Source organism: Achromobacter sp. GbtcB20 (genome assembly GCF_019091095.1).
GTDB lineage: Bacteria > Pseudomonadota > Gammaproteobacteria > Burkholderiales > Burkholderiaceae_B > Achromobacter > Achromobacter mucicolens.
This window is the reverse complement of sequence record NZ_JAGXJZ010000015.1, coordinates 26,804-45,500: the sequence shown is the minus strand read 5'-3', so window position 1 is coordinate 45,500 and position 18,697 is coordinate 26,804. Positions and strand designations below refer to the sequence as shown.

Annotated in this window: 16 protein-coding genes; 9 read left to right on the top strand and 7 right to left on the bottom strand. The window is 68.2% G+C overall.

Translation table 11 applies throughout. The features are described from left to right. Positions 1 to 239: 239 nt before the first annotated feature. Positions 240 to 1,142, top strand: coding sequence for a prohibitin family protein (locus KVT32_RS18985; protein WP_056326237.1), 903 nt, complete (start codon positions 240 to 242; stop codon positions 1,140 to 1,142). On the opposite strand, the gene KVT32_RS18980 is transcribed toward KVT32_RS18985, so the two are convergent. Continuing rightward, positions 1,135 to 3,240 (bottom strand): PTS sugar transporter subunit IIC/EAL domain-containing protein, encoded by a 2,106-nt coding sequence (locus KVT32_RS18980; RefSeq protein ID WP_217618702.1) that lies wholly within the window; start codon positions 3,238 to 3,240, stop codon positions 1,135 to 1,137. The genes KVT32_RS18985 and KVT32_RS18980 overlap by 8 nt on opposite strands. A gap of 261 nt (positions 3,241 to 3,501) precedes the next feature. On the opposite strand from KVT32_RS18980, the gene KVT32_RS18975 reads away from it, so the two are divergent. Further along, positions 3,502 to 3,744, top strand: coding sequence for a hypothetical protein (locus KVT32_RS18975; RefSeq protein WP_056326242.1), 243 nt, complete (start codon positions 3,502 to 3,504; stop codon positions 3,742 to 3,744). A gap of 81 nt (positions 3,745 to 3,825) precedes the next feature. Next, entirely contained in the window at positions 3,826 to 4,170 is a 345-nt protein-coding gene (locus tag KVT32_RS18970; protein WP_152382409.1) for a hypothetical protein, read from the top strand. A gap of 11 nt (positions 4,171 to 4,181) precedes the next feature. On the opposite strand, the gene KVT32_RS18965 is transcribed toward KVT32_RS18970, so the two are convergent. Then, positions 4,182 to 5,828, bottom strand: coding sequence for an ATP-binding protein (locus KVT32_RS18965; protein ID WP_217618701.1), 1,647 nt, complete (start codon positions 5,826 to 5,828; stop codon positions 4,182 to 4,184). A gap of 149 nt (positions 5,829 to 5,977) precedes the next feature. On the opposite strand from KVT32_RS18965, the gene KVT32_RS18960 reads away from it, so the two are divergent. The 3 genes from KVT32_RS18960 (at position 5,978) to KVT32_RS18950 (ending at position 10,025) form a co-directional block, all read left to right on the top strand. Further along, complete coding sequence (locus tag KVT32_RS18960) at positions 5,978 to 6,499, top strand: sigma-70 family RNA polymerase sigma factor (protein WP_217618700.1); 522 nt, start codon at positions 5,978 to 5,980, stop codon at positions 6,497 to 6,499. Next, positions 6,496 to 7,467: a FecR domain-containing protein gene (locus KVT32_RS18955; RefSeq protein ID WP_217618699.1), complete on the top strand. Its 972-nt coding sequence runs from the start codon at positions 6,496 to 6,498 to the stop codon at positions 7,465 to 7,467. Before KVT32_RS18960 ends, KVT32_RS18955 begins: the two co-directional genes overlap by 4 nt. A gap of 95 nt (positions 7,468 to 7,562) precedes the next feature. Then, on the top strand, positions 7,563 to 10,025 hold the full coding sequence (locus KVT32_RS18950) for a TonB-dependent receptor (RefSeq protein WP_217618698.1): 2,463 nt from the start codon (positions 7,563 to 7,565) through the stop codon (positions 10,023 to 10,025). On the opposite strand, the gene KVT32_RS18945 is transcribed toward KVT32_RS18950, so the two are convergent. From KVT32_RS18945 to acnA, 3 genes are read right to left on the bottom strand one after another with little or no spacing between them, the layout of a single operon-like run. Then, a complete protein-coding gene (locus tag KVT32_RS18945; protein WP_217618697.1) occupies positions 10,022 to 11,071 on the bottom strand; it encodes a lactonase family protein in 1,050 nt (349 codons plus the stop codon). The genes KVT32_RS18950 and KVT32_RS18945 overlap by 4 nt on opposite strands. 49 nt (positions 11,072 to 11,120) lie before the next feature. Next, the gene (locus tag KVT32_RS18940; RefSeq protein WP_217618696.1) at positions 11,121 to 12,017 is read right to left on the bottom strand and encodes a GntR family transcriptional regulator; all 897 of its coding nucleotides are present in this window, start codon (positions 12,015 to 12,017) and stop codon (positions 11,121 to 11,123) included. Then, the gene (acnA, locus tag KVT32_RS18935) at positions 12,014 to 14,644 is read right to left on the bottom strand and encodes an aconitate hydratase AcnA (RefSeq protein WP_217618695.1); all 2,631 of its coding nucleotides are present in this window, start codon (positions 14,642 to 14,644) and stop codon (positions 12,014 to 12,016) included. Before acnA ends, KVT32_RS18940 begins: the two co-directional genes overlap by 4 nt. Before the next feature lie 89 nt (positions 14,645 to 14,733). On the opposite strand from acnA, the gene KVT32_RS18930 reads away from it, so the two are divergent. Continuing rightward, positions 14,734 to 15,717 (top strand): tripartite tricarboxylate transporter substrate binding protein, encoded by a 984-nt coding sequence (locus tag KVT32_RS18930; protein ID WP_217618694.1) that lies wholly within the window; start codon positions 14,734 to 14,736, stop codon positions 15,715 to 15,717. Between the two features lie 35 nt (positions 15,718 to 15,752). Here KVT32_RS18930 and KVT32_RS18925 read toward each other — a convergent pair whose 3' ends face one another. Next, on the bottom strand, positions 15,753 to 16,409 hold the full coding sequence (locus KVT32_RS18925; RefSeq protein WP_217618693.1) for a 2OG-Fe(II) oxygenase: 657 nt from the start codon (positions 16,407 to 16,409) through the stop codon (positions 15,753 to 15,755). Between the two features lie 147 nt (positions 16,410 to 16,556). Between KVT32_RS18925 and KVT32_RS18920 the strand changes: the two genes are divergently transcribed. After that, entirely contained in the window at positions 16,557 to 17,246 is a 690-nt protein-coding gene (locus KVT32_RS18920) for an HAD family phosphatase (protein ID WP_217618692.1), read from the top strand. Between the two features lie 94 nt (positions 17,247 to 17,340). Then, positions 17,341 to 17,859, top strand: a complete 519-nt coding sequence (locus KVT32_RS18915) for an MgtC/SapB family protein (RefSeq protein ID WP_217618691.1) — start codon at positions 17,341 to 17,343, stop codon at positions 17,857 to 17,859. A gap of 66 nt (positions 17,860 to 17,925) precedes the next feature. Here KVT32_RS18915 and KVT32_RS18910 read toward each other — a convergent pair whose 3' ends face one another. Continuing rightward, positions 17,926 to 18,672, bottom strand: a complete 747-nt coding sequence (locus KVT32_RS18910) for an SDR family oxidoreductase (protein ID WP_217618690.1) — start codon at positions 18,670 to 18,672, stop codon at positions 17,926 to 17,928. Between the last annotated feature and the right edge of the window lie 25 nt (positions 18,673 to 18,697).

Genomic DNA, 18,697 nt, shown 5'->3' with positions numbered 1-18,697 from the left:
CCGAAAACACCGCGTGTGAAACGTTCGGAAACGTATCGCCACATTACGTTGACACCCGCTTGCGGCAGCGCGTCCGCTGCGGGCTAGAATCCCGTCCTTCTTTCCCGGGGGGGACGCTCGATGCGGTATTTCCTGATCTTGGTGGGGGCGGCGGTCATCGCATATCTGCTCGCGCGCGGCATCGCAGCGGTGCTCTCGGACCGTAAACGCAAAAGAACAGACAGGGATTGGAAGTGAAGATGAAGCCGACAGATATCCAGATGGTCAAGACGATTGGCGCGGTCAAGCCGCGCAAACTGACATTCGCCATTGGCACCGCGCTCATCTTTCTGCTGATCCTGTTCATCGCGTTCGGCTCGTGGTTCCAGGTGGATCAGGGCGAGCGCGGCGTGGTGCTGCGCAACGGCAAGCTGGTGCGCGTGGCCGAACCCGGCCTGGATTTCAAGACGCCGTTCATCGACAACGTGATGACGGTGTCCGTGCGCGACCACACTTTCGTGTTCGAAAAGCTCGAGGCCTATAGCTATGACCAGCAGCCGGCCACGCTGCGCGTGTCGGTGACCTACCGCGTGCCGGCCGAGCACGTCGCAGAGCTCTATTCCGAATACGGCACCATCGCCAATCTGCAGATGCGCGTGCTCGAGCGCAAGACGCCGGACGCGGTGAAGAACGTATTCGGCCAGTACACGGCCGTGCGCGCCATCCAGGAACGGCAGAAGCTCGGCCTGGATGTGAACAACGCCGTCCTCAAGACGATGGAAGGCGCGCCGGTCCAGGTGGTGGGCGTTCAGATCGAAGAAGTGGGTTTCTCGCAGGCCTACGAGCATTCGATCGAACAGCGCATGCTGGCCCAGGTGCAGATCGAAACCACGCGCCAGCAAAAGGAAACGGCGATGATCACCGCCGAGATCCAGGTGGTCAAGGCCAAGGCCGAAGCCGACGCGCGCCGTCAGCAGTTCACCGCGGAAGCCGACGGCATCCGCATGCGCGGCGAAGCCGAGGCGGCCTCGATCCGCGCCAAGGCCGAGGCGCTGGCCGCCAACACCAACCTCGTCAGCCTGAACGCCGTGGAAAAATGGGATGGCGTGCTCCCGTCCACCCAGGTGCCGGGCGCGGCTCTGCCTTTCATCGGCATCAAATAGCCTTTGCTTCGGGCAGGTTCGCCGGCAGAGCAGGCCCTTCCTGCCGCCGGCGCGCGAAGTCCACGACATGCTCGCCGGACACCGCCTTGCTGTAGTACCAGCCCTGCACGATGATCTCCGCGCTGGACGCCAGCGCGGACAACTGACCATCGGTTTCCACACCCTCGACAATGATCTGCAGGTTCAATGCCTCGCAGAACCGCAAGAGGCCGCTCATCACCAGCGCGCCCCGGTCATGGCTTTGCGCCATCACGAAGCTGCGGTCGATCTTGACCGCATCGATCTGGAATTGGTGCAGGTAGCTCAACGCGGAGTAGCCCGTGCCGAAGTCGTCGATGTAGACACGGGCGCCGATGCCGTGAAGCCGGTCGAAGGCGGTGTGCAGCGCCTGCGCGTCCTCGACCAGCGCATCTTCCGTCAGCTCCACCGAGACCTGGCCCCGCGTCTGGTCCAGTACCTTGATCAACCGGTCCAGGTAAGCCGGCGAGGTCAGCGTGGCGCTCGTGACGTTGATCGTCATGGGCAGCGAGAAGCCCTGCGCGCGCCAAGCCAGGCATTGCCGCACCGCTTGCCGCGCCACCCAGAGATCCACTTCGCCCATCAGGCCGGCCTGCGCCAGCCATCGCAGGAATTCCAGCGGCGCCTGTTGCGTGCCTTCGGGGCCGGTGGCGCGCAGCAGCGCCTCGCAGCCGGTGCACAGGCCCGTGCGCAGCGAGACCTGCGGCTGGTATTCCAGGTAGAAGTCGTACTCGCTGATGGCGCGGATGCGTGCGACCTCGGCGCGGCGCCGCGCGCGCGTGGCGTAGGTGGACGCGACGGGGTCGTGCGCGTACAGCAGCGATTCTTCCTGCAGTTGCGGAAAGGTCGCGTCCAGCGACTTGAAATACACCGTGGAATCGGCCTTGCGCTGCCGCTCCAGCGCGATCAGAAAGGGCGCATAGATGCACGCGCCCAACGCCACCAGTCCGCATTGCAACGCGATGCCCGCCACCTGTTCGCCCGCGCCCAGATAGGCGTTGAACAGCACGGGCGACGTCAACGGCAGCGTCACGGTGGCGGGCGCAAGCCAACCCAGTTGCACCGCTGCCAGCGCCATCAGCACGTTGATGACGGGCGGGAGCACGAAAGGCAGCAACAGCCGCGGGTTCAGGATGAGCGGCAGTCCGAACAGGAGGATTTCGTTGATGTTCAGGAGTGACACGGGAATGCTCGCCAGCGCCAGTACCCGCAGCGAATCGCTGCGCGAGAACAGCAGGATCGCCACGACCAGCGACAACGTCGCACCCGAGCCGCCAATGAAGACGAAGGCGCCCAGCAACGTGCCGTTCAGCGCATAGACCCCTTCGTAGCCGGCGGCGACGCTCGTGGCGTTGAGCCGCGTGGCCTGGTCCAGCACGTCCATGATCGGCGCCATGGCGTGCGCGCCGTGGATGCCGAAAAACCAGAACATCGAATTCAACGCGGCGACGATCGCGCCCGCGCGGTAGGGACTGTCCAGAGACGCCATGCTGAGCGGGATGTCGACCTGCGCCACCGCCGGGATCGAGAGTGCGGCAGACAACGCCGCCATCACCAGGCCGGCGGTCAGCAGGCCGGGGACGATCATGTTCAGCGAGTCGCGCACGCTCTCGCCGATAAGTCCGTCCGGCGCAAGCTGCGTCCAGCGGCGCCGGTGCAGCCAGGCCATCAGCGGCACGGCCGCGATCGGGATCACGATCGCGATGAACAGGGTGAGCGTGGACGCCGCGCGGGGGTGGGGCGCCAGCAGGCGTTCGGCGATGACAACGAGGCACAGGCACAGCAACGCGGTGGGCAGGTGCGGCAGCCGGTGGCGGATCGACAGCATGTAGCCGATGGCCGTGCCGGCCAGGAGCGGCATGACGGCGGACAGCGCGCCGTGCAGGTCGGCCAGGGCGTCGGCAATGCCGCCCGGCAGGCCCAGCAGCCGGGCGCAGACGGACAGCACCAGGAACAGCGCGGACACCAGCAGGCAGGGCATGGCCCAAAGCAGGCCTTCGCGGATGGCGCGCAGGGAATTGGCGCTTGCCAGAGCGGCCAGCCGATCCCTCGGGTACTGCGGGAAGATCGATTTCGGCATTGCCGTCGTAGGGCGCAGGGGGAGCGGGCGGCCCGTGTCCGTCCGGCGGGTAAAAATCCGTTGCCGCATGCTAGCGCCTGAATTCGGGCTTTAGCAATTCAAAAAAATGCGGTCGGCCTAGGGATTCCCCTCTGTCAATAACGCGTTGTCCCGGCTTTTTGACCGGGGACAAGTCTGTCCGGACGCTATACGATCGGAGGAACGCCGCTCTTTCGTAGACGGCGGCGCCTAGCGCACACGCTTCACCAGGAGGAGACCTGGATGTCTCAGTTGGATTGGACGCCCGGCGATACCGTGCCGGATCGTCAGGGTTATTACGAGACGCGGCTGGACACGGGCGGCACCGCGATTTCGCTGTACAGCGTATTGGGGTGGATGCCCGTGAAGACACCGGGCAACCTGGTGAGCTGGCGCGCCTTGCCCCCCGCCGTCGAGCGCCAGGAGGCCGAACGGCATCTGCAGGAGATCCGCGCCGCGCAGAGCCACGTGCCGATGGATTACTAGGCCTGGCCGCGGCTGCCGGATGTAGCGCTCGTGTATAACCTCCCAACCGGCGCCTGTGCCGGGCGCCTTCGGGAGAACATCTTGCGCGAGTTCGTGGCGACGTTCCTGGATGCCGGCCTGCTGGTGCTGGCGGTGCTGGCCTTCCTGTTGCCGGCGCTGTCGGCGCTGGCCCTGGTGCTGCGCGCAAAGGCCGGCAGGTTTCCCCGCCTGAACACGCCGGGCTGGCGCCGCGCAGGCATCCTTGTGCTGTGGCTGCCGTTCATCGTGATGGCCATTTATGGCGGCACGGCATGGTGGGCGGCCAGCGTTTATGACCGCTACTATTTCTTCGGCCTGCTGATCTGCTTTGCGTATCTGCTGTGCGCCATGCTGTTGTCGGCGGCCGGCCTGTTCTGGATCCGCACGACGCGGGGCCGGCACCCCTGAGCGCCGCCCCGTCAGCGCATCAACGCATGCACCTGGCTCGACAGGTCATCGAGCATGAAGGGTTTGAGCAGCACCGGCGCGTCGCCGGCCGGAACATTGGCGCCTTCGGCGCGTTCGCCGTAGCCGGTGATGAACAGCACCTTCATGCCGGGCCGCAGCGCGCGGCCAGTTTCCGCCACGCGCCGGCCGTTCACGCCGCCTGGCAGCGCCAGGTCGCAGACCAGCAGATCGATCCGCGGCAGGGCGGTCAGTTGCCGCAGGGCGCTGGCGCCATCGGTGGCCTCGATCACGTCGTAGCCCATTTCCCTGAGCACTTCGGCCGTGACTTCGCGTACCGCGGGGTCGTCCTCGGCCAACAGGACCGTGCCGCCTTGCAGGACGCGGGGCGGTTGGGCTGCCGCCGCGACGGCCGAGGTCATGTCGATCTCGGCGCCGCCGTGGCGCGGGAAAAACAGGTCGATGTCGGTGCCCTGGCCCGGTTGGGAGCGCACCTGCACATGCCCGCCCGATTGCCGGACGAAATCGTGCACCAGCGACAGGCCCAGGCCCGTGCCGCGGTCGGCCGGCTTGGTGGTGTAGAAGGGCTCGAACATGCGTTGCACGGTTTCGGCCGTCATGCCGCAGCCTGTGTCGGAAACGCGCAGCAGCACGTGGTCGCCGGCCTGCAGGCCACGGTCGCTTGCGGCTTGCGCGTCCAGCGTGACGTTGCGCGTTTCGATGCGCAAGACGCCGCACGCGTCGAGGGCGTCGCGCGCGTTCAGGCACAGGTTCAGGAGGGCGTTCTCGAGCTGGTGCGAGTCGACCCATACGGGCCACAACCGGGGCGCGCAGTCCATTTCCAGCGTGACGGCGGATCCGGCGCTGCGCGCGATCAACGCTTCCATGCCGGCGATGACGCCATTGATGTCCACCACCGTGCGCTCGAGCGGATGGGTGCGCGAGAAGGTCAGCAGGCGCCGCGTCAGGACGGCCGCCTTTTCGGCGCCGCTTTTTGCCACGGCGATGTGGCGGTCGAGGTCGTCGGTGTGGCCGCGCGCAAGACGTTGCGAAAGCAGTTCCAAGCTGCCTGAAATCCCCGTCAGCAGGTTGTTGAAGTCGTGCGCGACGCCACCGGTCATCTGGCCGATGGCTTCCATTTTCTGGCTTTGCCGCAGGGTCTCTTCCGCCAGGCGCAGCGCATCGGCCTGGGCCTTTTCGGCCTCGACCCGCGCGGTGGTCTCGATGACGGTGTCGATCATGCCGACGACCTTGCCATGTTCGTCGCGCACCGGGCTATAGCAGAACGTGAAGTGCGCCAGCTCCAGGCGGCCGTACCGCGCGAGCTCGACGGGATAGTCCTCGATGAAGGTGGCCTCGCCGGCAAAGGCGCGTTCGGCGATGGGGCCGATCTGGGACCAGGCTTCGCGCCAGATATCGCTGAACGGGCGGCCCAATGGGTCGGGCTTGGCGCCCAGGATGGGCACGAAGGCGTCGTTGTAGATGGAGATCAGGTGCGGGCCCCACACCAGACAGGCCGGAAACCGGGACGACAGCACCATGCTGACGGCGATGCGCAGGGAGGGGGACCAGTTGGAGAGGGGGCCGAGCGGGGTGGCCGACCAGTCATGGCTGGCGACCCGGGCGCCCATTTGCCCGCCGCTGGCAAGGAACTGAGGCATGGAAGGGTCGTTCGGCATGGCACTCAGCTCGTGGGTGTGGCGGGTAAGTGACAGATTCTATCCCACGGTGCCGTCGCGCGCGCCAGGGTAGACTGACGGCTCGTATAGAATAAAAACAATTCCTATTTGCATGAAAGCCGAGGTGCGCCTTGCCTGCGCCGCTAATTCCATCCGCCGACAACGTCACGAAGCTCTATCGCGAACACCACGGCTGGCTCTCGGCATGGCTGCGCAAGAAGCTGGGCAGTTCCTTCGATGCCGCCGACCTGGCGCACGACACGTTCGTGCGGCTGATGGCCGGGCGGCGCCGGGAAGACACCGGCGCCGAGCCGCGCGCGCTGCTGGCCCACATCGCCAAGGGCCTGGTGGCGGACCACTGGCGCCGCCGGTCGGTCGAAGACGCCTACCTGGCCGCGGTGGCGCAAGTGCCGCCTGCCGAAGCCCCCTCGCCGGAGGCGCGCGCACTGATCCTGGAAACGCTGCACGCCATCGACGCCGCCCTGCATTCGCTGCCGTCGCGTACACGCGAGGTCTTCCTGCTGTCGCAGTTCGACGGCATGGGCTATGACGAGATCGCCCGGCAGCTTCGCGTGTCGCTCTCGACCGTAAAGCGCCATATGCAGGCTGCTTTCGCCGCCTGCCTGATCGCCTACCAGGCAGATGCGACATGAACGCGGTCATCGACCCCGCCATCCTTAAAGAGGCGGCCGGCTGGCTGGTGCGCGTGCAGTCCGAGACGCTGTCGGCGGCGGACAGCGCGGCGCTGGACCGTTGGCGGGCCCGCAGCGCCGATCACGAAGCCGCGTGGCAACGCGCCGAGACGATGTTGCGCAGTTTCGGCCAGGTCCCGCCGCACATCGGCGGGCAGACGTTGCGCCAGGCGCACCGCGCCGGGCGCCGGCAGGCCGTGCGGGCGCTGGCCGGGTTGCTGGTGCTGGGACCGGCGGCCTGGATGGCTGCGCGCGAACTGCCCTGGCGCGAATGGCGCGCGGACTTGCGCACGGTCACGGGCGAGCAGCGCCGCATCGCGCTGGCCGACGGCACGCAACTGGTGCTGAACACGGCCAGCGCCGTGGACGTCGACTACACCCCTGCCCAACGCGTGCTGTGGCTGCTCGCGGGAGAAATCCTGCTGACCACGGGGCAGGATCCCGCGCCCGTGCGGCGCCCCTTCCTTGTGCAGACGACCCAGGGCGTGCTGCGTGCGCTGGGAACGCGCTTCATGGTGCGCGACGAGGGCGCCCGCGTCCGCGTGGCGGTGTACGAGGGCGCGGTCGAGGTCCGGCCTGCCCGGGAAGGCGCAAACCCGTTGGTGCTGGCCGCGGGCGAACAGACCGTCTTTTCCGCCGAGGGGGCCGCCGCGCCCGTCTCCGCCGATCCGCTGGCGGCATCGTGGGCGGACGGGATGCTGGCCGCGCGCAACTGGCGGCTGGCCGATCTGGTGGCCGAGCTGGGCCGCTACCGCCACGGCGTGCTGCGTTGCGATCCCGCGGTGGGCGGCCTGCGAGTGTCGGGGGCGTTCCCGTTGAACGACATCGACGCCAGCCTGCGCCTGCTGGAAAAGACGCTGCCGGTGCGGGTGAGCCAAGTGACGCCGTGGTGGATCACGGTCGCGCCGCGCGCCGCCGTTACACATTAATCGCCGATCGGCTGACACTTTTTTCCGCTTCGTCCGGTGTACCGGGTGAACCGCCGCGACATGCGCGCCACCCCATACCCACGAAGGATCGCTTGATGGTTTCCCGACTCTCCCGTCCGCCCCGCCTGCCGCGCGGCCTTGCCGTTTTGTCGCCCGCGGCGTCGCTTGTCCGGGCCGCCGGCCTCGGGCTGGCGCTGATTGCGGCCACGGGAACGCTGGCGCCGGCGCACGCGGCCGAGCCCGCCGCTGCCGCCGCGCGCAAGTCCTACGCCATCGCGGCCGGACCGCTGGGCGACGTGCTGGCGCAGTTTGCCGCCACCGCGGGGGTGCCGCTGTCGTTCGATCCCGCCCTGGTGGCAGGCCAGCATAGCGACGGCCTGCAGGGCGCGTACACCGTGCGAGAGGGGTTTGCCCGACTGCTGTCGGGGTCGGGCTATGCCCTGTCGGAACAGGGCGGCGGCGCGTACTCGCTGCGCAAGCTGCCGGTGGCCGCCGGCGAGATCACCGTGCTGCCCGCGGTGACCGTGGCCGGGGCAGGCGTGAGCCCGTCCGCGCTGCCCGCCGAATTTGCGGGCGGCCAGGTGGCGCGCGGGGCGCGTCTGGGCCTTCTGGGCAATCGCGACGTGATGGATACGCCGTTCAATGTCACCAGCTATACGTCGGAATTGCTGGCGAACCGCCAGGCCGTGACGCTGGCCGATGCGCTGACCGTGGAGCCGTCGGTGCGCTTTACCGGCCAGATCGGCGGCGTGACCGACTCGTTCTACATCCGCGGCTTTCCAATCGGGGAAGGCAACCTCGGCGAAATCGCCTTCGACGGCGTCTATGGCGTGGCGCCCAACTACCACGTCTTCACCGACTACATCGAACGGGTGGAAGTGCTGAAAGGGCCTGCGGCGCTGCTGTACGGCATGTCGCCCAACAGCGGCGTGGGCGGCGTGATCAACATGGTGCCCAAACGCGCGCTGCCCGAGGACCTGACGCGCGTGTCGGCCGATTACGTCGGCGACTCGCAGTTCGGCGCCCGGGTCGACCTGAGCCGCCGGTTTGGCGACGCAGGCGATTGGGGCGTGCGGGTCAACGGCATGCAACGGCAGGGCGATACGCCGCTGGACAACATGTCCTCGCGCACGACCATCGGTGCGCTGTCGCTGGATTACCAGGGCGAACGGCTGCGCGCCTCGCTGGACCTGCTGACGCAGCACGAGAAGATCGATGCCCCGACGCGGCCGTTCCTGGTCGCGCCCGGCATTGCCGTGCCCCGCGCGGCGGACGGCCGCCGCAATGCCACGCAGCCGTGGGGATGGTGGAAGTCCGACGGCCAGTCGGCGCTCTTGCGCGTGGAGTACGACATCAGCGACAGGCTGACCGTCTTTGCGGACGCGGGCGGTTCGGACACCTCGGTCTCTCGCCTGTCGGACCAGACGCCCACCATCGTGAACGAGGCCGGCGACACGGTGGTGACGCCCAACAACTTCCGCTTCCAGGTCGACCGCAGCACTTACAACGCCGGGTTGCGCGCCAAACTGGACACGGGGCCGGTGCGCCACGCCGTCAGCTTCATGGGTAGCCTGTACAGCGACCGCAACAGCCAGGCCAGCGTAAACGGCACGCCGCTCACGTCCAACATCTACCGTCCGATCACACGTCCGGAGCAGCATATCCCCGCGCCGGCCAACGTGCCCAAGGTGTCCTCGTCCGATCTGTCCGGGCTGGCGCTGGCCGACACGCTCAGCATCCTGGACGAGCGCGCGCAGCTGACGCTGGGCCTGCGCCACCAGCGCATCGAGTCGCGCAACTTCAATGGCACGACGGGCGTGCGCACCGTCAGCTACGACGAAAGCGCGACCACGCCGCTGGCGGGCCTGGTCATCAAGCCCTGGCACAACGTGTCGCTTTACGCCAACTACATCGAAGGCCTGAGCAAGGGCGACGTGGCGCCCGCCACCGCCATCAATTCGGGAGAGGTCTTCAAGCCCTACAAGGCCAAGCAGAAGGAAGTGGGCGTCAAGGTGGAGCTGGACAGCGCGATGGTGACGCTGAGCGCCTTCGAGATCACCAAGCCCAGCGGGCAGCTCACGAACGGGGTGTATGCCGCCGACAGCGAGCAGCGCAACCGCGGGCTGGAGCTGAATGTGTCCGGCGAGCCGTTGCGCGGCCTGCGCCTCCTGGGCGGCGTGACGCTGCTGGATGCCGAGCTGACGCGCACCAGCAGCGCGGCCACGCAGGGCAACCGGCCGGTGGGCGTGCCGACCGTCGCGGTCAATCTGGGCGCCGAATGGGACACGCCTTGGGTGACCGGGCTGACCTTGACGGGCGGCATGGTCTATACCGGCCGCGAATACATCAACCAGGCCAACACGCAGTCCGTGCCGTCGTGGACGACGTTCGACCTGGGCGCGCGCTATGCCTTGAAGGTGCAGGGCCGGGACGTCACGCTGCGCGCCAATGTGGTCAACGTGTTCAACCGCGCGTACTGGTCCGGCGTGGCGTCGTACGGCACGATCTCGCAAGGCGTGCCGCGCACCGTGATGCTGTCGGCGTCGATGGACTTTTAGGGGCCAGCGAACACCATGCACACCGGGCTGCCAATGGGCAGCGCATAGTCGTCATGCGTCAGCGTGCCGCTGGCCGGATCGACGCGAAAACGCTGCAGCGTATCGGTGTCCTCGTTCAGCGCGAAGAGGAACAGGCCATCGGGCGACAGCGTGAAAAAGCGCGGCGTGCGGCCGTGGGTGGGGGTGTGCTGCACGGGGGACAACCGTCCGCTGGCCGGATCCACGCTGAACACCGCGATGCTGTCGTCGCCCCGGTTCGACGCATACAGATGCTGGCCACTCGCGCCGAGCGCGATGCCGGCGGCGCGGCTGTTGCCGGTGTAGGTGTCGGGCAGGGTGGGCAGCACTTGAAAGGGTAGCAAGACCCCTTCCTGCACGGCGTACGCGGTAACGGTGTTGTCCAGTTCGTTGACGACATACAGCCATTGGCCGGAAGGATGAAAGACGGCGTGGCGCGGCCCCGCGCCCTCGCGCGTGGCGACGGCGCTGGCGGGCTGCGCGGCCAGGCCGCGCGCGTCGGCCGGGTACAGAAAGACGCGGTCCAGTCCCTTGTCCGGCACCGCGACATACCGGCCCGAGGGGTCCAGCACGTTGAAATGCGGCTTGGAAAACGGCTGTTCCTTGCGATGCGGGCCCGGCTCGCCGGCCAGCTGCACCGTCTGCGCCACGGCCTGCAACGCGCCGTCCGCCGCCACCGGCAGCACCGCCAGCGTGCCCGTCAGGTGGTTGGACACCATCAGGTAGCGGCCAGAGGGCCCCAACGCCAGATGCACGGGATTGCGGCCTTCGCAGGGCTGGGTATGCCACGGCGTCAGCGTGCCATCGCGCGGATCGCGGTGCAGGGCGCTGACCTCGCTGCTGTCGCCATGCACGGTGTAGAGCACGGCAAGGGTGGGGTGCGGCAACAGATACGACGGGTTGGGCAACCCGCCCACGACCTGTTTGAGCGTCAGCGTTCCCGCGCCGGGCGCGTAGTCGTACACGCTGATGCCCTCGCCGCGGGCGTTGCGTTCCCGGGTGGTCCGGGAGCCGATGTAGACATGCATGGCGCGAGCCTCTTTTCTGCCAGTTGAAAGCGGCCGCGCCCCGCGCGGCCTACGAAGTCAGGATGCCGCTGATGCGGGCCAGGTTGTCGAGCGTGCTGCGCAGATGGGCGGCCAGCGCGTCGGCCGCTTCGTCGTTGCGCTCGCGTTCCAGCAGGTCGAGGATGGCCAGGTGCTGATCGCAATGCTGCTTGTAGCGGCTGCGGTCCTGCATCGAGCGGTACGACAGCAGGCGGCGCACGCGGTTGACGCGTTTGATCGTGTCGATGAAGAACGGATTGCCCGAGGCTTCCACCAGCGACTCGTGGAATCGCACGCCGCGATCGTGCAACTGATCGGCCGTGTCGGTGGCGATGCCGCCCTCAAGCAGGTGCAGTTCGGCGGCGCGGCAGCGCGCCAGCACGGATTTGTCGATGTGAAAGCCCGGTTCGCGCAGCGCCGCCGGCTCCAGCGCCAGCCGCAGCCGGTAGGACTGCAGCAGACTGTCGGGCGTGGTCATCATGGACGAGAACTCCCACCCGTAGCCCGGCCGGCGCTGCGCCCAGCCCTCCTGCGAGATGCGGGCCAGCAGCGCCTGCGTCTGCGCCTGCGTAAGCGCGTAGCGCGTGCGCAGCAACGCTTCGCTGCACTGCATGGGCAATTCGCCGCGCAGCAGTTCGTCGGCCAGCGCGAAGTACGTCTGCGTGACGATGTCGTCCGCCGACGGGGGCGTGATGTCCGCGGGGGCGTCGCCCGTCGCGTCGAAGTCGCGCAACAGGAAATACCCGCGGTTGGGCTTGCGCGCCACGACGCCGTGCTGCGCCAGGATGCTCAGCGCATCGTTGACCGGCGACCGCGACAGCCGCAGGCGGTCGGCGATCTGTTGCGCGCGCAGGTGCGCGCCCTCCAGCAGGCGGTCTTCCCGGATCAGGTCCAGGATTTTCGTGACGGTATTGGTTTGCGCGCTCACGGGTGGCGGACGGCCGATGACAGGGTGTCCGACAGGATAGCGGGAATGACGCCGCCCAACTGCAACAGGCGGATCTCCAGCCGCGTTTCGACTGCGGCGGTGGCGATCAGCGGTTCGGACCCGCCCTGTGCGCGCAGAATGCGCACCGGGATGGCGGCGCGGGGCATCAGCGCGGCGGCATCGGCATCGATGTCGATCCGGTCGCCCGGTTCAAGCCGCAGGGTGCCGGGCGTTACGCCGTCCGGCAGGCGCAGCGGCAGGATGCCCATGCCGATCAGGTTGGACCGGTGGATGCGTTCAAAGCTGACGGCCAGCACCGCACGGATGCCGAGCAGGCGCTGGCCCTTGGCCGCCCAGTCGCGCGACGAGCCCGTGCCGAAGCGCGCGCCCGCCACCAGCACCACCGGCTGTGAGGCCTCGGCGTAATGTGCGGCGGCCTCCCAGATGGGTTCCATTCTGCCGCTGGGCGCATGCAGGGTGTGGCCCACGGGCGCCGGCGGACAGAGCAGATTCGTCAGGCTCTTGCTGTAGAACGCGGCGCGCATCATGACTTCCCAATTGCCGCGGCGCGAGGCGAACACATTCAGGTCATTGCGGTCGTCGCCGCGTTCGACCAGGAAGTCGGCGATCAGGCTGTCAGGCGGGATCGCGCTGGCCGGCGACAGATGGTCGGTCGTGACGTCGTCGCCCACTACCAGCAGCGGATACGCGGTGTAGCGCCCAAGCTGGCTGCCCGCCTCGGTGCTGGCAAACGGCGGCCGGCGCAGCGCGGTCGAGGCGGGGTCCCACGGAAACCGCGCCGATGCAGGCGATTGCAGGGCCTGCCAGGCGGGATTCGCGCTGGCGATCTTGAAGGCCGCGCGGTAGTCCTCGGGGCGCTGCCCCGCGGCCAGGGCCGCATCGATCTCCGCTTCCGTCGGCCACAGGTCCGCCAGATGCACCGCGCGGCCGTCGGGCGTCACCTGGACGGGGTCGCGGCTCAGGTCCCGTTCCGCGTCGCCCGCCAGCGCGAACGCGATGACCAGCGGCGGCGACATCAGAAAGCCCAGGTCCAGGTCGGGATGAATCCGCCCCGTGAAATTGCGGTTGCCGGACAGCACCGCGACGGGGTGGATGGCGCCTTCGGCCAGGGCTTCGCGCACCACCGCCGGCAGCGGGCCCGAGTTGCCGATGCAGGTGGTGCAGCCGTAGCCGACGATGTCAAAACCCACGGCGGCCAGGTCGTCCAGGAGACCCGCGCGCGCCAGGTAATCGGCGGCGGCCGGCGAGCCCGGACCCAGCGAGGTCTTGACCCACGCCGGCGGCCGCAAGCCGGCCTGGCGCGCCTTGCGGGCCAAGAGGCCGGCGGCGGTCAGCAGGCGCGGATCGGATGTGTTGGTGCAACTGGTGATCGCGGCGATGGCGATGGCGTGTCGGGGCAGGTCCGCTTGCGTGCGCGGCGTGAAATCCAGCGCGGCAAGAATCGCGCGGGTCTGGCCGTAGGGATGCAGGTCCTGCGGGCGCTTGGGGCCCGCCACGTGCATCTGCACGGCGTCCAGCGCAAGGTCGACCACGCGGGTATAGCGCGGCTCGGCGTTCGGATCGAGCGCGATGCCGGTGCATCGCGCGTAGGCCTCGATGCGCGCGATCTGCGCCTCGTCGCGGCCCGTCTGGCGCAGGTAGGCCAGCGTTTCCCCGTCGATCGGAAAGTAGCCCGTGGTGGCGCCGTATTCGGGCGCCATGTTGGCGACGACGCAGCGGCTGCCGGCGGGCAGCGTGGCCACGCCCGGTCCGAAGAATTCGACGAATTCGCCGGAGACGTGGATGGCGCGCAGGCGCTGCGTGACGGTCAGCGCCAGATCGGTGGCGGTCACGCCCGGTTGCAGCGCACCGGTCAGCCGCACGCCGATCACATCGGGAATGCGCAGCATCGTCGGCATGCCGAACATGACCGTCTGCGCCTCCAGTCCGCCCACGCCCCAGCCCAGCACGCCGATGCCGTTGATCATCGGCGTGTGGCTGTCGGTGCCGATCATCATGTCGGGATATAGCGCGATGCCGTCGGGGCCGGGTTGCTGGCAGACCACCGTGGCCAGCTGCTCCAGGTTGATGGTGTGCATGATGCCGGTGCCCGGCGGGTGGATGCGCACATTCGTCAGCGCCTTGGAGGCCCAGCGCAGGAAGCGGTAGCGCTCGGCGTTGCGGCGCAATTCAAGGTCAAGGTTGCATTGCGCCGCGTCGGCGCGCGCATAGGCCTCGACGGCCAGCGAGTGGTCGACCGACACGTCAACCGGCAGCACGGGGTTCAGGACCGCCGGATCGACACCGGCCTCAGCCAGCGCATCGCGCATTGCGGCAATGTCGACCAGCGCGGGGGTGCTGGTCGTGTCGTGCATCAGGACGCGGCCGGGTTGGAAGGCGATCTCGGCTTCGCTGGTGCCGTGCGCCAGCCAGCCGAACAGGGCGGCCACGGCGGCGTCGCGCTCGGCGCCCTGCATGTTGCGCAGCGCGTTTTCTAGCAGCAGTCGCAGCAAGACCGGCAACCGGAAATAGTCCGCGCCGAACGCAGCCGGCAGGTCCGGGCAGGTGTACCGGGTGCCGTCCAGGGTGAAGTGCGTGCGGCGCAGCGGGGCATTGGTGTTTTCCATAGCTGCCAGTTTTGCATATTGACTGCATAAAATGCAATTAAGGAAAAACCCGGCCGCGCAATGACGCTGGCCCCATCGGAGACAAAACCATGCCCCCTATTCGCATCCTGGCCGCTGCCGCGGCCCTGGCGTTCGCCGCCTCATCCCCCTTGCACGCCGCCGACCTGCCGGCGAACCGGCCGATCACCTTGATCGTCCCCTTTGCGGCGGGCGGCGGCGTGGACGGCATGGGCCGCCTGCTGGCCGAGCGGCTGCGCAGCGAACTGCCGCAGGGCGTCGTCGTGGAGAACAAGCCCGGCGCCAGCGGCATGCTGGGCGCGGCGGCGGTCGTGCGCGCCGCGCCGGACGGCGCCACGCTACTGTTGGGGTCGGCCGGCGAGACCGCCATCAATCCCCTCGTCTTCAAGGCCAAGATGCAGTACCAGCCCGAAAAAGACCTGGCGCCCATTGCGCTGATCGCGCGTGTGCCCAACGTGCTGGTCGCCAATCCCAAGCTGCCGGTCGCCTCGGTCGAACAGTTGGTCGCCTATGGCCGCGCGCATCCCGACAAGCTGACGTATGCGACCAGCGGCGTGGGCAATCCGCAGCACCTGAACGGCGAGCTGCTGCAGTCGCTGGCGGGCATCAAGATGGTTCACGTGCCGTACAAGGGCGCCGCGGCGCAATTGGTGGACGTGGCCGCCGGCAGCGTGGACCTCACCTTTGTCAGCCTGGCGGGCGCCTTGCCCTTCATCAAGAGCGGCAAGGTCAAGCCGCTGGCCGTGACGTCGGCCAAGCGCGCGTCGTTTGCGCCGGACATTCCGGCGCTGGCCGAGTACGCGCCGCTCAAGGACTACGCGCTGGAAAACTGGTTCGGCGTTTTCGTCCCGGCGGGCACGCCGCCGCAGGTGCAGCAAAAGTTGGCAGCCGCCATCGACCGCGCGCTGAAAGATGAGAAATTCGTGGCCAGCATTCGCGAGTTGGGCGGCGAAGTGCAGCCCATGAGCCAGGATGCATTCCGGGCATTCATCAAGGCGCAGACAGCGGTGTTTGCCAAGGTCGTGGCCGACGGCAACATCACGGCCGAGAATTGATCGGGACGCGCGCCGGACCGCTGCGTGGTTTGCGGCTACGGCGCGTCGTGCAGCATCAGACTGAGGCTGACGTGTTCGCCGCTGCGCACGCGACTGATCGCCTGGCGCACCGTGACGCGGTAGATGCCCTGCGCGCCTTGCACGGGCCGGTGCGACGTTGCGATCACCGCCGCGTCGCCCAATCCCATCGGCAGCACCAGGGGACGGGACTGCATCCGAGGGCGCTGCTCGGTCATGACCAGTTCGCCGCCCGTGTGGTCAACACCGGGTTCGGACAGCAGGACGATCAGCCGCAGCGGAAATACGCAGGTTCCCTCGGCGTGCTGCAGCAGCGGCTGGTAGCCGTCCGTTGGCAGGCGCTGGATGGCGGACAGGTCGCGCGCTTGGCCCGCCAGGCGGTTCTCCTGGGTGTAGGCGGCCAGCGTGTCGGGATACAAGGTGTCCAGATCCAGCGCGGCCGCCCAGGCGCGCGCGATGGGAAGCAGGCGGTCGTAGAGGCCGGCGCGCAGGCGGGCAAGCGGCGCGGGCAACGGGTCGGGCAGGGGGCCGGACTGCGGCAAAGCGTGAGCCAGCGCGCGCGCGTCGTCCGGCGCGTAAAGCCCGGGCAGCATCGTCCAGCCCTGCGCGTTCAGGTCCTGGACAACGCAAGTCCAGTCGTAGTGGCCGAGCGGCCGGGAGGCGGGCATGGTCATGGTCAGTTGGTGGTCGAAACGACAGCTTAGCCACTCCCGCCCGCCCGGGCACTCCGCCGCTTGCTGCGTGGCGGCCCGGCCACCCGGGGAGGCAGTGGCCGTGCAGTATGCTTACCCGCTTCATGGACACTCCCTTCGCTGCCCCCAATGACTGATTTTCCCTTTGACGCCGTGCTGTTCGACTGCGACGGCGTGCTGGTCGATTCCGAACCCATCACCAGCCGCGTGCTGACCGAGATGCTCAATGAGCTGGGCTGGGGCATCACGCACGCCGAGACGATGCAGATCTTCACGGGCAAGGCGGTCAAGGACGAACTGCCGCTGATCCAGGCGCGTACCGGCGCCACGATCACGCCAGCGTGGTTCGACCAGTTCCGCCAGCGCCGCAACGACGCGCTGGACCGCGACCTGCTCGAGATTCCCGGCGCGCCGCATGCCGTGCGCGCGCTGCACGAGGCGCTGAGCGGACGCATTGCCGTGGCCTCGGGGGCAGACCGGCGCAAGGTCGAGCTGCAACTGGTCAAGGTCGGGATTGCAGACTGCTTCGAGGGCCGCGTCTTCAGCGGCCACGAAATGCCGCGCAGCAAACCCTTCCCGGATGTGTACTTGGCGGCCGCGCAGGCGCTTGGCGTGGATCCGAAGCGTTGCGCGATCGTGGAAGACACCGTTACCGGCGCGACGGCGGGCGTGGCCGCCGGCGCCACCGTGTTCGGTTACAGCCCGGGCGAACCCGGACACAGCGGCGCACAGGCGCTGCGCAGCGTGGGCGTGGCGCACGTCTTTACCGACATGCGCGCGCTGCCGGCGCTGCTGGCGGGTTGGCAAGCCGCCGCCTGACACGCAACGGCCGCGCCGCACGCGCGCGTCCGGGCGTGGCGGACTGCCCGCCGCCTGCTATGCTCGGTTTCTCCTCGGATCCAAGGACGCGTCGATGTCGCAAATCTGGCTGGAAATCTGGACTGCCGTGCGCACTGAATTTGCCGATATTCCCGATGTGGCAGAGGCAACGCGCATCGTGCTGCGCTTAAGCATGGCCGTCCTGTTGGGCGGCCTGCTGGGTTACGAACGGGAACGCAGCGGCAAGGCGGCAGGGTTGCGCACGCATATGCTGGTCGCGCTGGGCGCGGCCATTTTTGTGCTGGTGCCGTTGCAGGGCGGCATGGACGTCGGCGACCTGAGCCGCGTGCTGCAAGGCGTGATCGCGGGCATCGGCTTTCTGGGGGCGGGCGCCATCATCAAGCTGGGCGCCGAGCGCGAAATCCACGGTCTCACCACGTCGGCCAGCATCTGGATGACGGCCGCCATCGGCGTGGCTGCGGGCATGGGTCGCGAGGCCACGGCTGTCGTCAGCACCTTGATGGCGCTCTTCGTGCTGGCCGTGCTGCGGCGCGTCGAAGCGCGCATTTCCGAAAGCCAGGCAAAGTCCGTGATTTCCACGGACGACAAGTAGCCGTCCTGCATAGCAGGCCTGGCCGGATGCCGGTGCCGGTCCGGCACAAGCTTGCCGGGCCGCGCGTCAACTGCCTCCCGACACTTCGATGAACGATCCGCTGGTATAGCCCGCCTCGTCCGAAAACAGCCACATCACCGCCCCGGCCACTTCTTCGACCGTGCCGCCGCGGCGCAACGGAATGAAGCTTTTCAGCCGGTCCACGCGGCCCGGTTCGCCGCCGCTGGCGTGCATCTCGGTGTAGATCGTGCCCGGGCGCACCCCATTCACACGGATGCCTTCGGGTGCAACTTCCTTGGACAGGCCGATGGTCAGCGTGTCCATCGCGCCCTTGGACGCGGCGTAGTCCACGTATTCGTTGGGCGATCCCAGACGGGCCGCGGCCGAGGACACGTTGACGATGGCGCCACCCTGGCCGCCGTGGCGCGGCGACATCCGCCGCACCGCTTCGCGCGCGCACAGGAATGCCCCGACCACGTTGGTGGAAAGCACCCGGTGCAGGCGGGCGGCGTCCATGTCTTCGACGCGCATCTGCTTTTCCAGGATGCCGGCGTTGTTGACCAGCGCGTGGATGCGGCCCAGGCGCTCGTCCAGCGTGCGGAACATGCGCACCACCTGATCCTCGTCGGCCACGTCTGCCTGGATGGCAACCGCCTTGCCGCCGCTGCGTGCGATCTCGTCCACCACGGCTTGCGCGGCATCGGCATTGGCGTGGTAGTTGACACCGACGGCGTAGCCGCGGCGGGCGGCCAGTTTGGCGATGGCGGCGCCGATGCCGCGGCTGCCGCCGGTGACCAGCATGACTTTGGACATGGTTTCCTCCTGTTGGGGCATCACG

Bases quoted from the DNA above. Each gene is read 5' to 3' on its own strand.
- KVT32_RS18985 (WP_056326237.1), top strand. From the start codon at position 240: ATGAAGCCGACAGATATCCAGATGGTCAAGACGATTGGCGCGGTCAAG.
- KVT32_RS18980 (WP_217618702.1), bottom strand. From the start codon at position 3,240: ATGCCGAAATCGATCTTCCCGCAGTACCCGAGGGATCGGCTGGCCGCT.
- KVT32_RS18975 (WP_056326242.1), top strand. From the start codon at position 3,502: ATGTCTCAGTTGGATTGGACGCCCGGCGATACCGTGCCGGATCGTCAG.
- KVT32_RS18965 (WP_217618701.1), bottom strand. From the start codon at position 5,828: ATGCCTCAGTTCCTTGCCAGCGGCGGGCAAATGGGCGCCCGGGTCGCC.
- KVT32_RS18955 (WP_217618699.1), top strand. From the start codon at position 6,496: ATGAACGCGGTCATCGACCCCGCCATCCTTAAAGAGGCGGCCGGCTGG.
- KVT32_RS18950 (WP_217618698.1), top strand. From the start codon at position 7,563: ATGGTTTCCCGACTCTCCCGTCCGCCCCGCCTGCCGCGCGGCCTTGCC.
- KVT32_RS18945 (WP_217618697.1), bottom strand. From the start codon at position 11,071: ATGCATGTCTACATCGGCTCCCGGACCACCCGGGAACGCAACGCCCGC.
- acnA (WP_217618695.1), bottom strand. From the start codon at position 14,644: ATGGAAAACACCAATGCCCCGCTGCGCCGCACGCACTTCACCCTGGAC.
- KVT32_RS18930 (WP_217618694.1), top strand. From the start codon at position 14,734: ATGCCCCCTATTCGCATCCTGGCCGCTGCCGCGGCCCTGGCGTTCGCC.
- KVT32_RS18925 (WP_217618693.1), bottom strand. From the start codon at position 16,409: ATGACCATGCCCGCCTCCCGGCCGCTCGGCCACTACGACTGGACTTGC.
- KVT32_RS18920 (WP_217618692.1), top strand. From the start codon at position 16,557: ATGACTGATTTTCCCTTTGACGCCGTGCTGTTCGACTGCGACGGCGTG.
- KVT32_RS18915 (WP_217618691.1), top strand. From the start codon at position 17,341: ATGTCGCAAATCTGGCTGGAAATCTGGACTGCCGTGCGCACTGAATTT.
- KVT32_RS18910 (WP_217618690.1), bottom strand. From the start codon at position 18,672: ATGTCCAAAGTCATGCTGGTCACCGGCGGCAGCCGCGGCATCGGCGCC.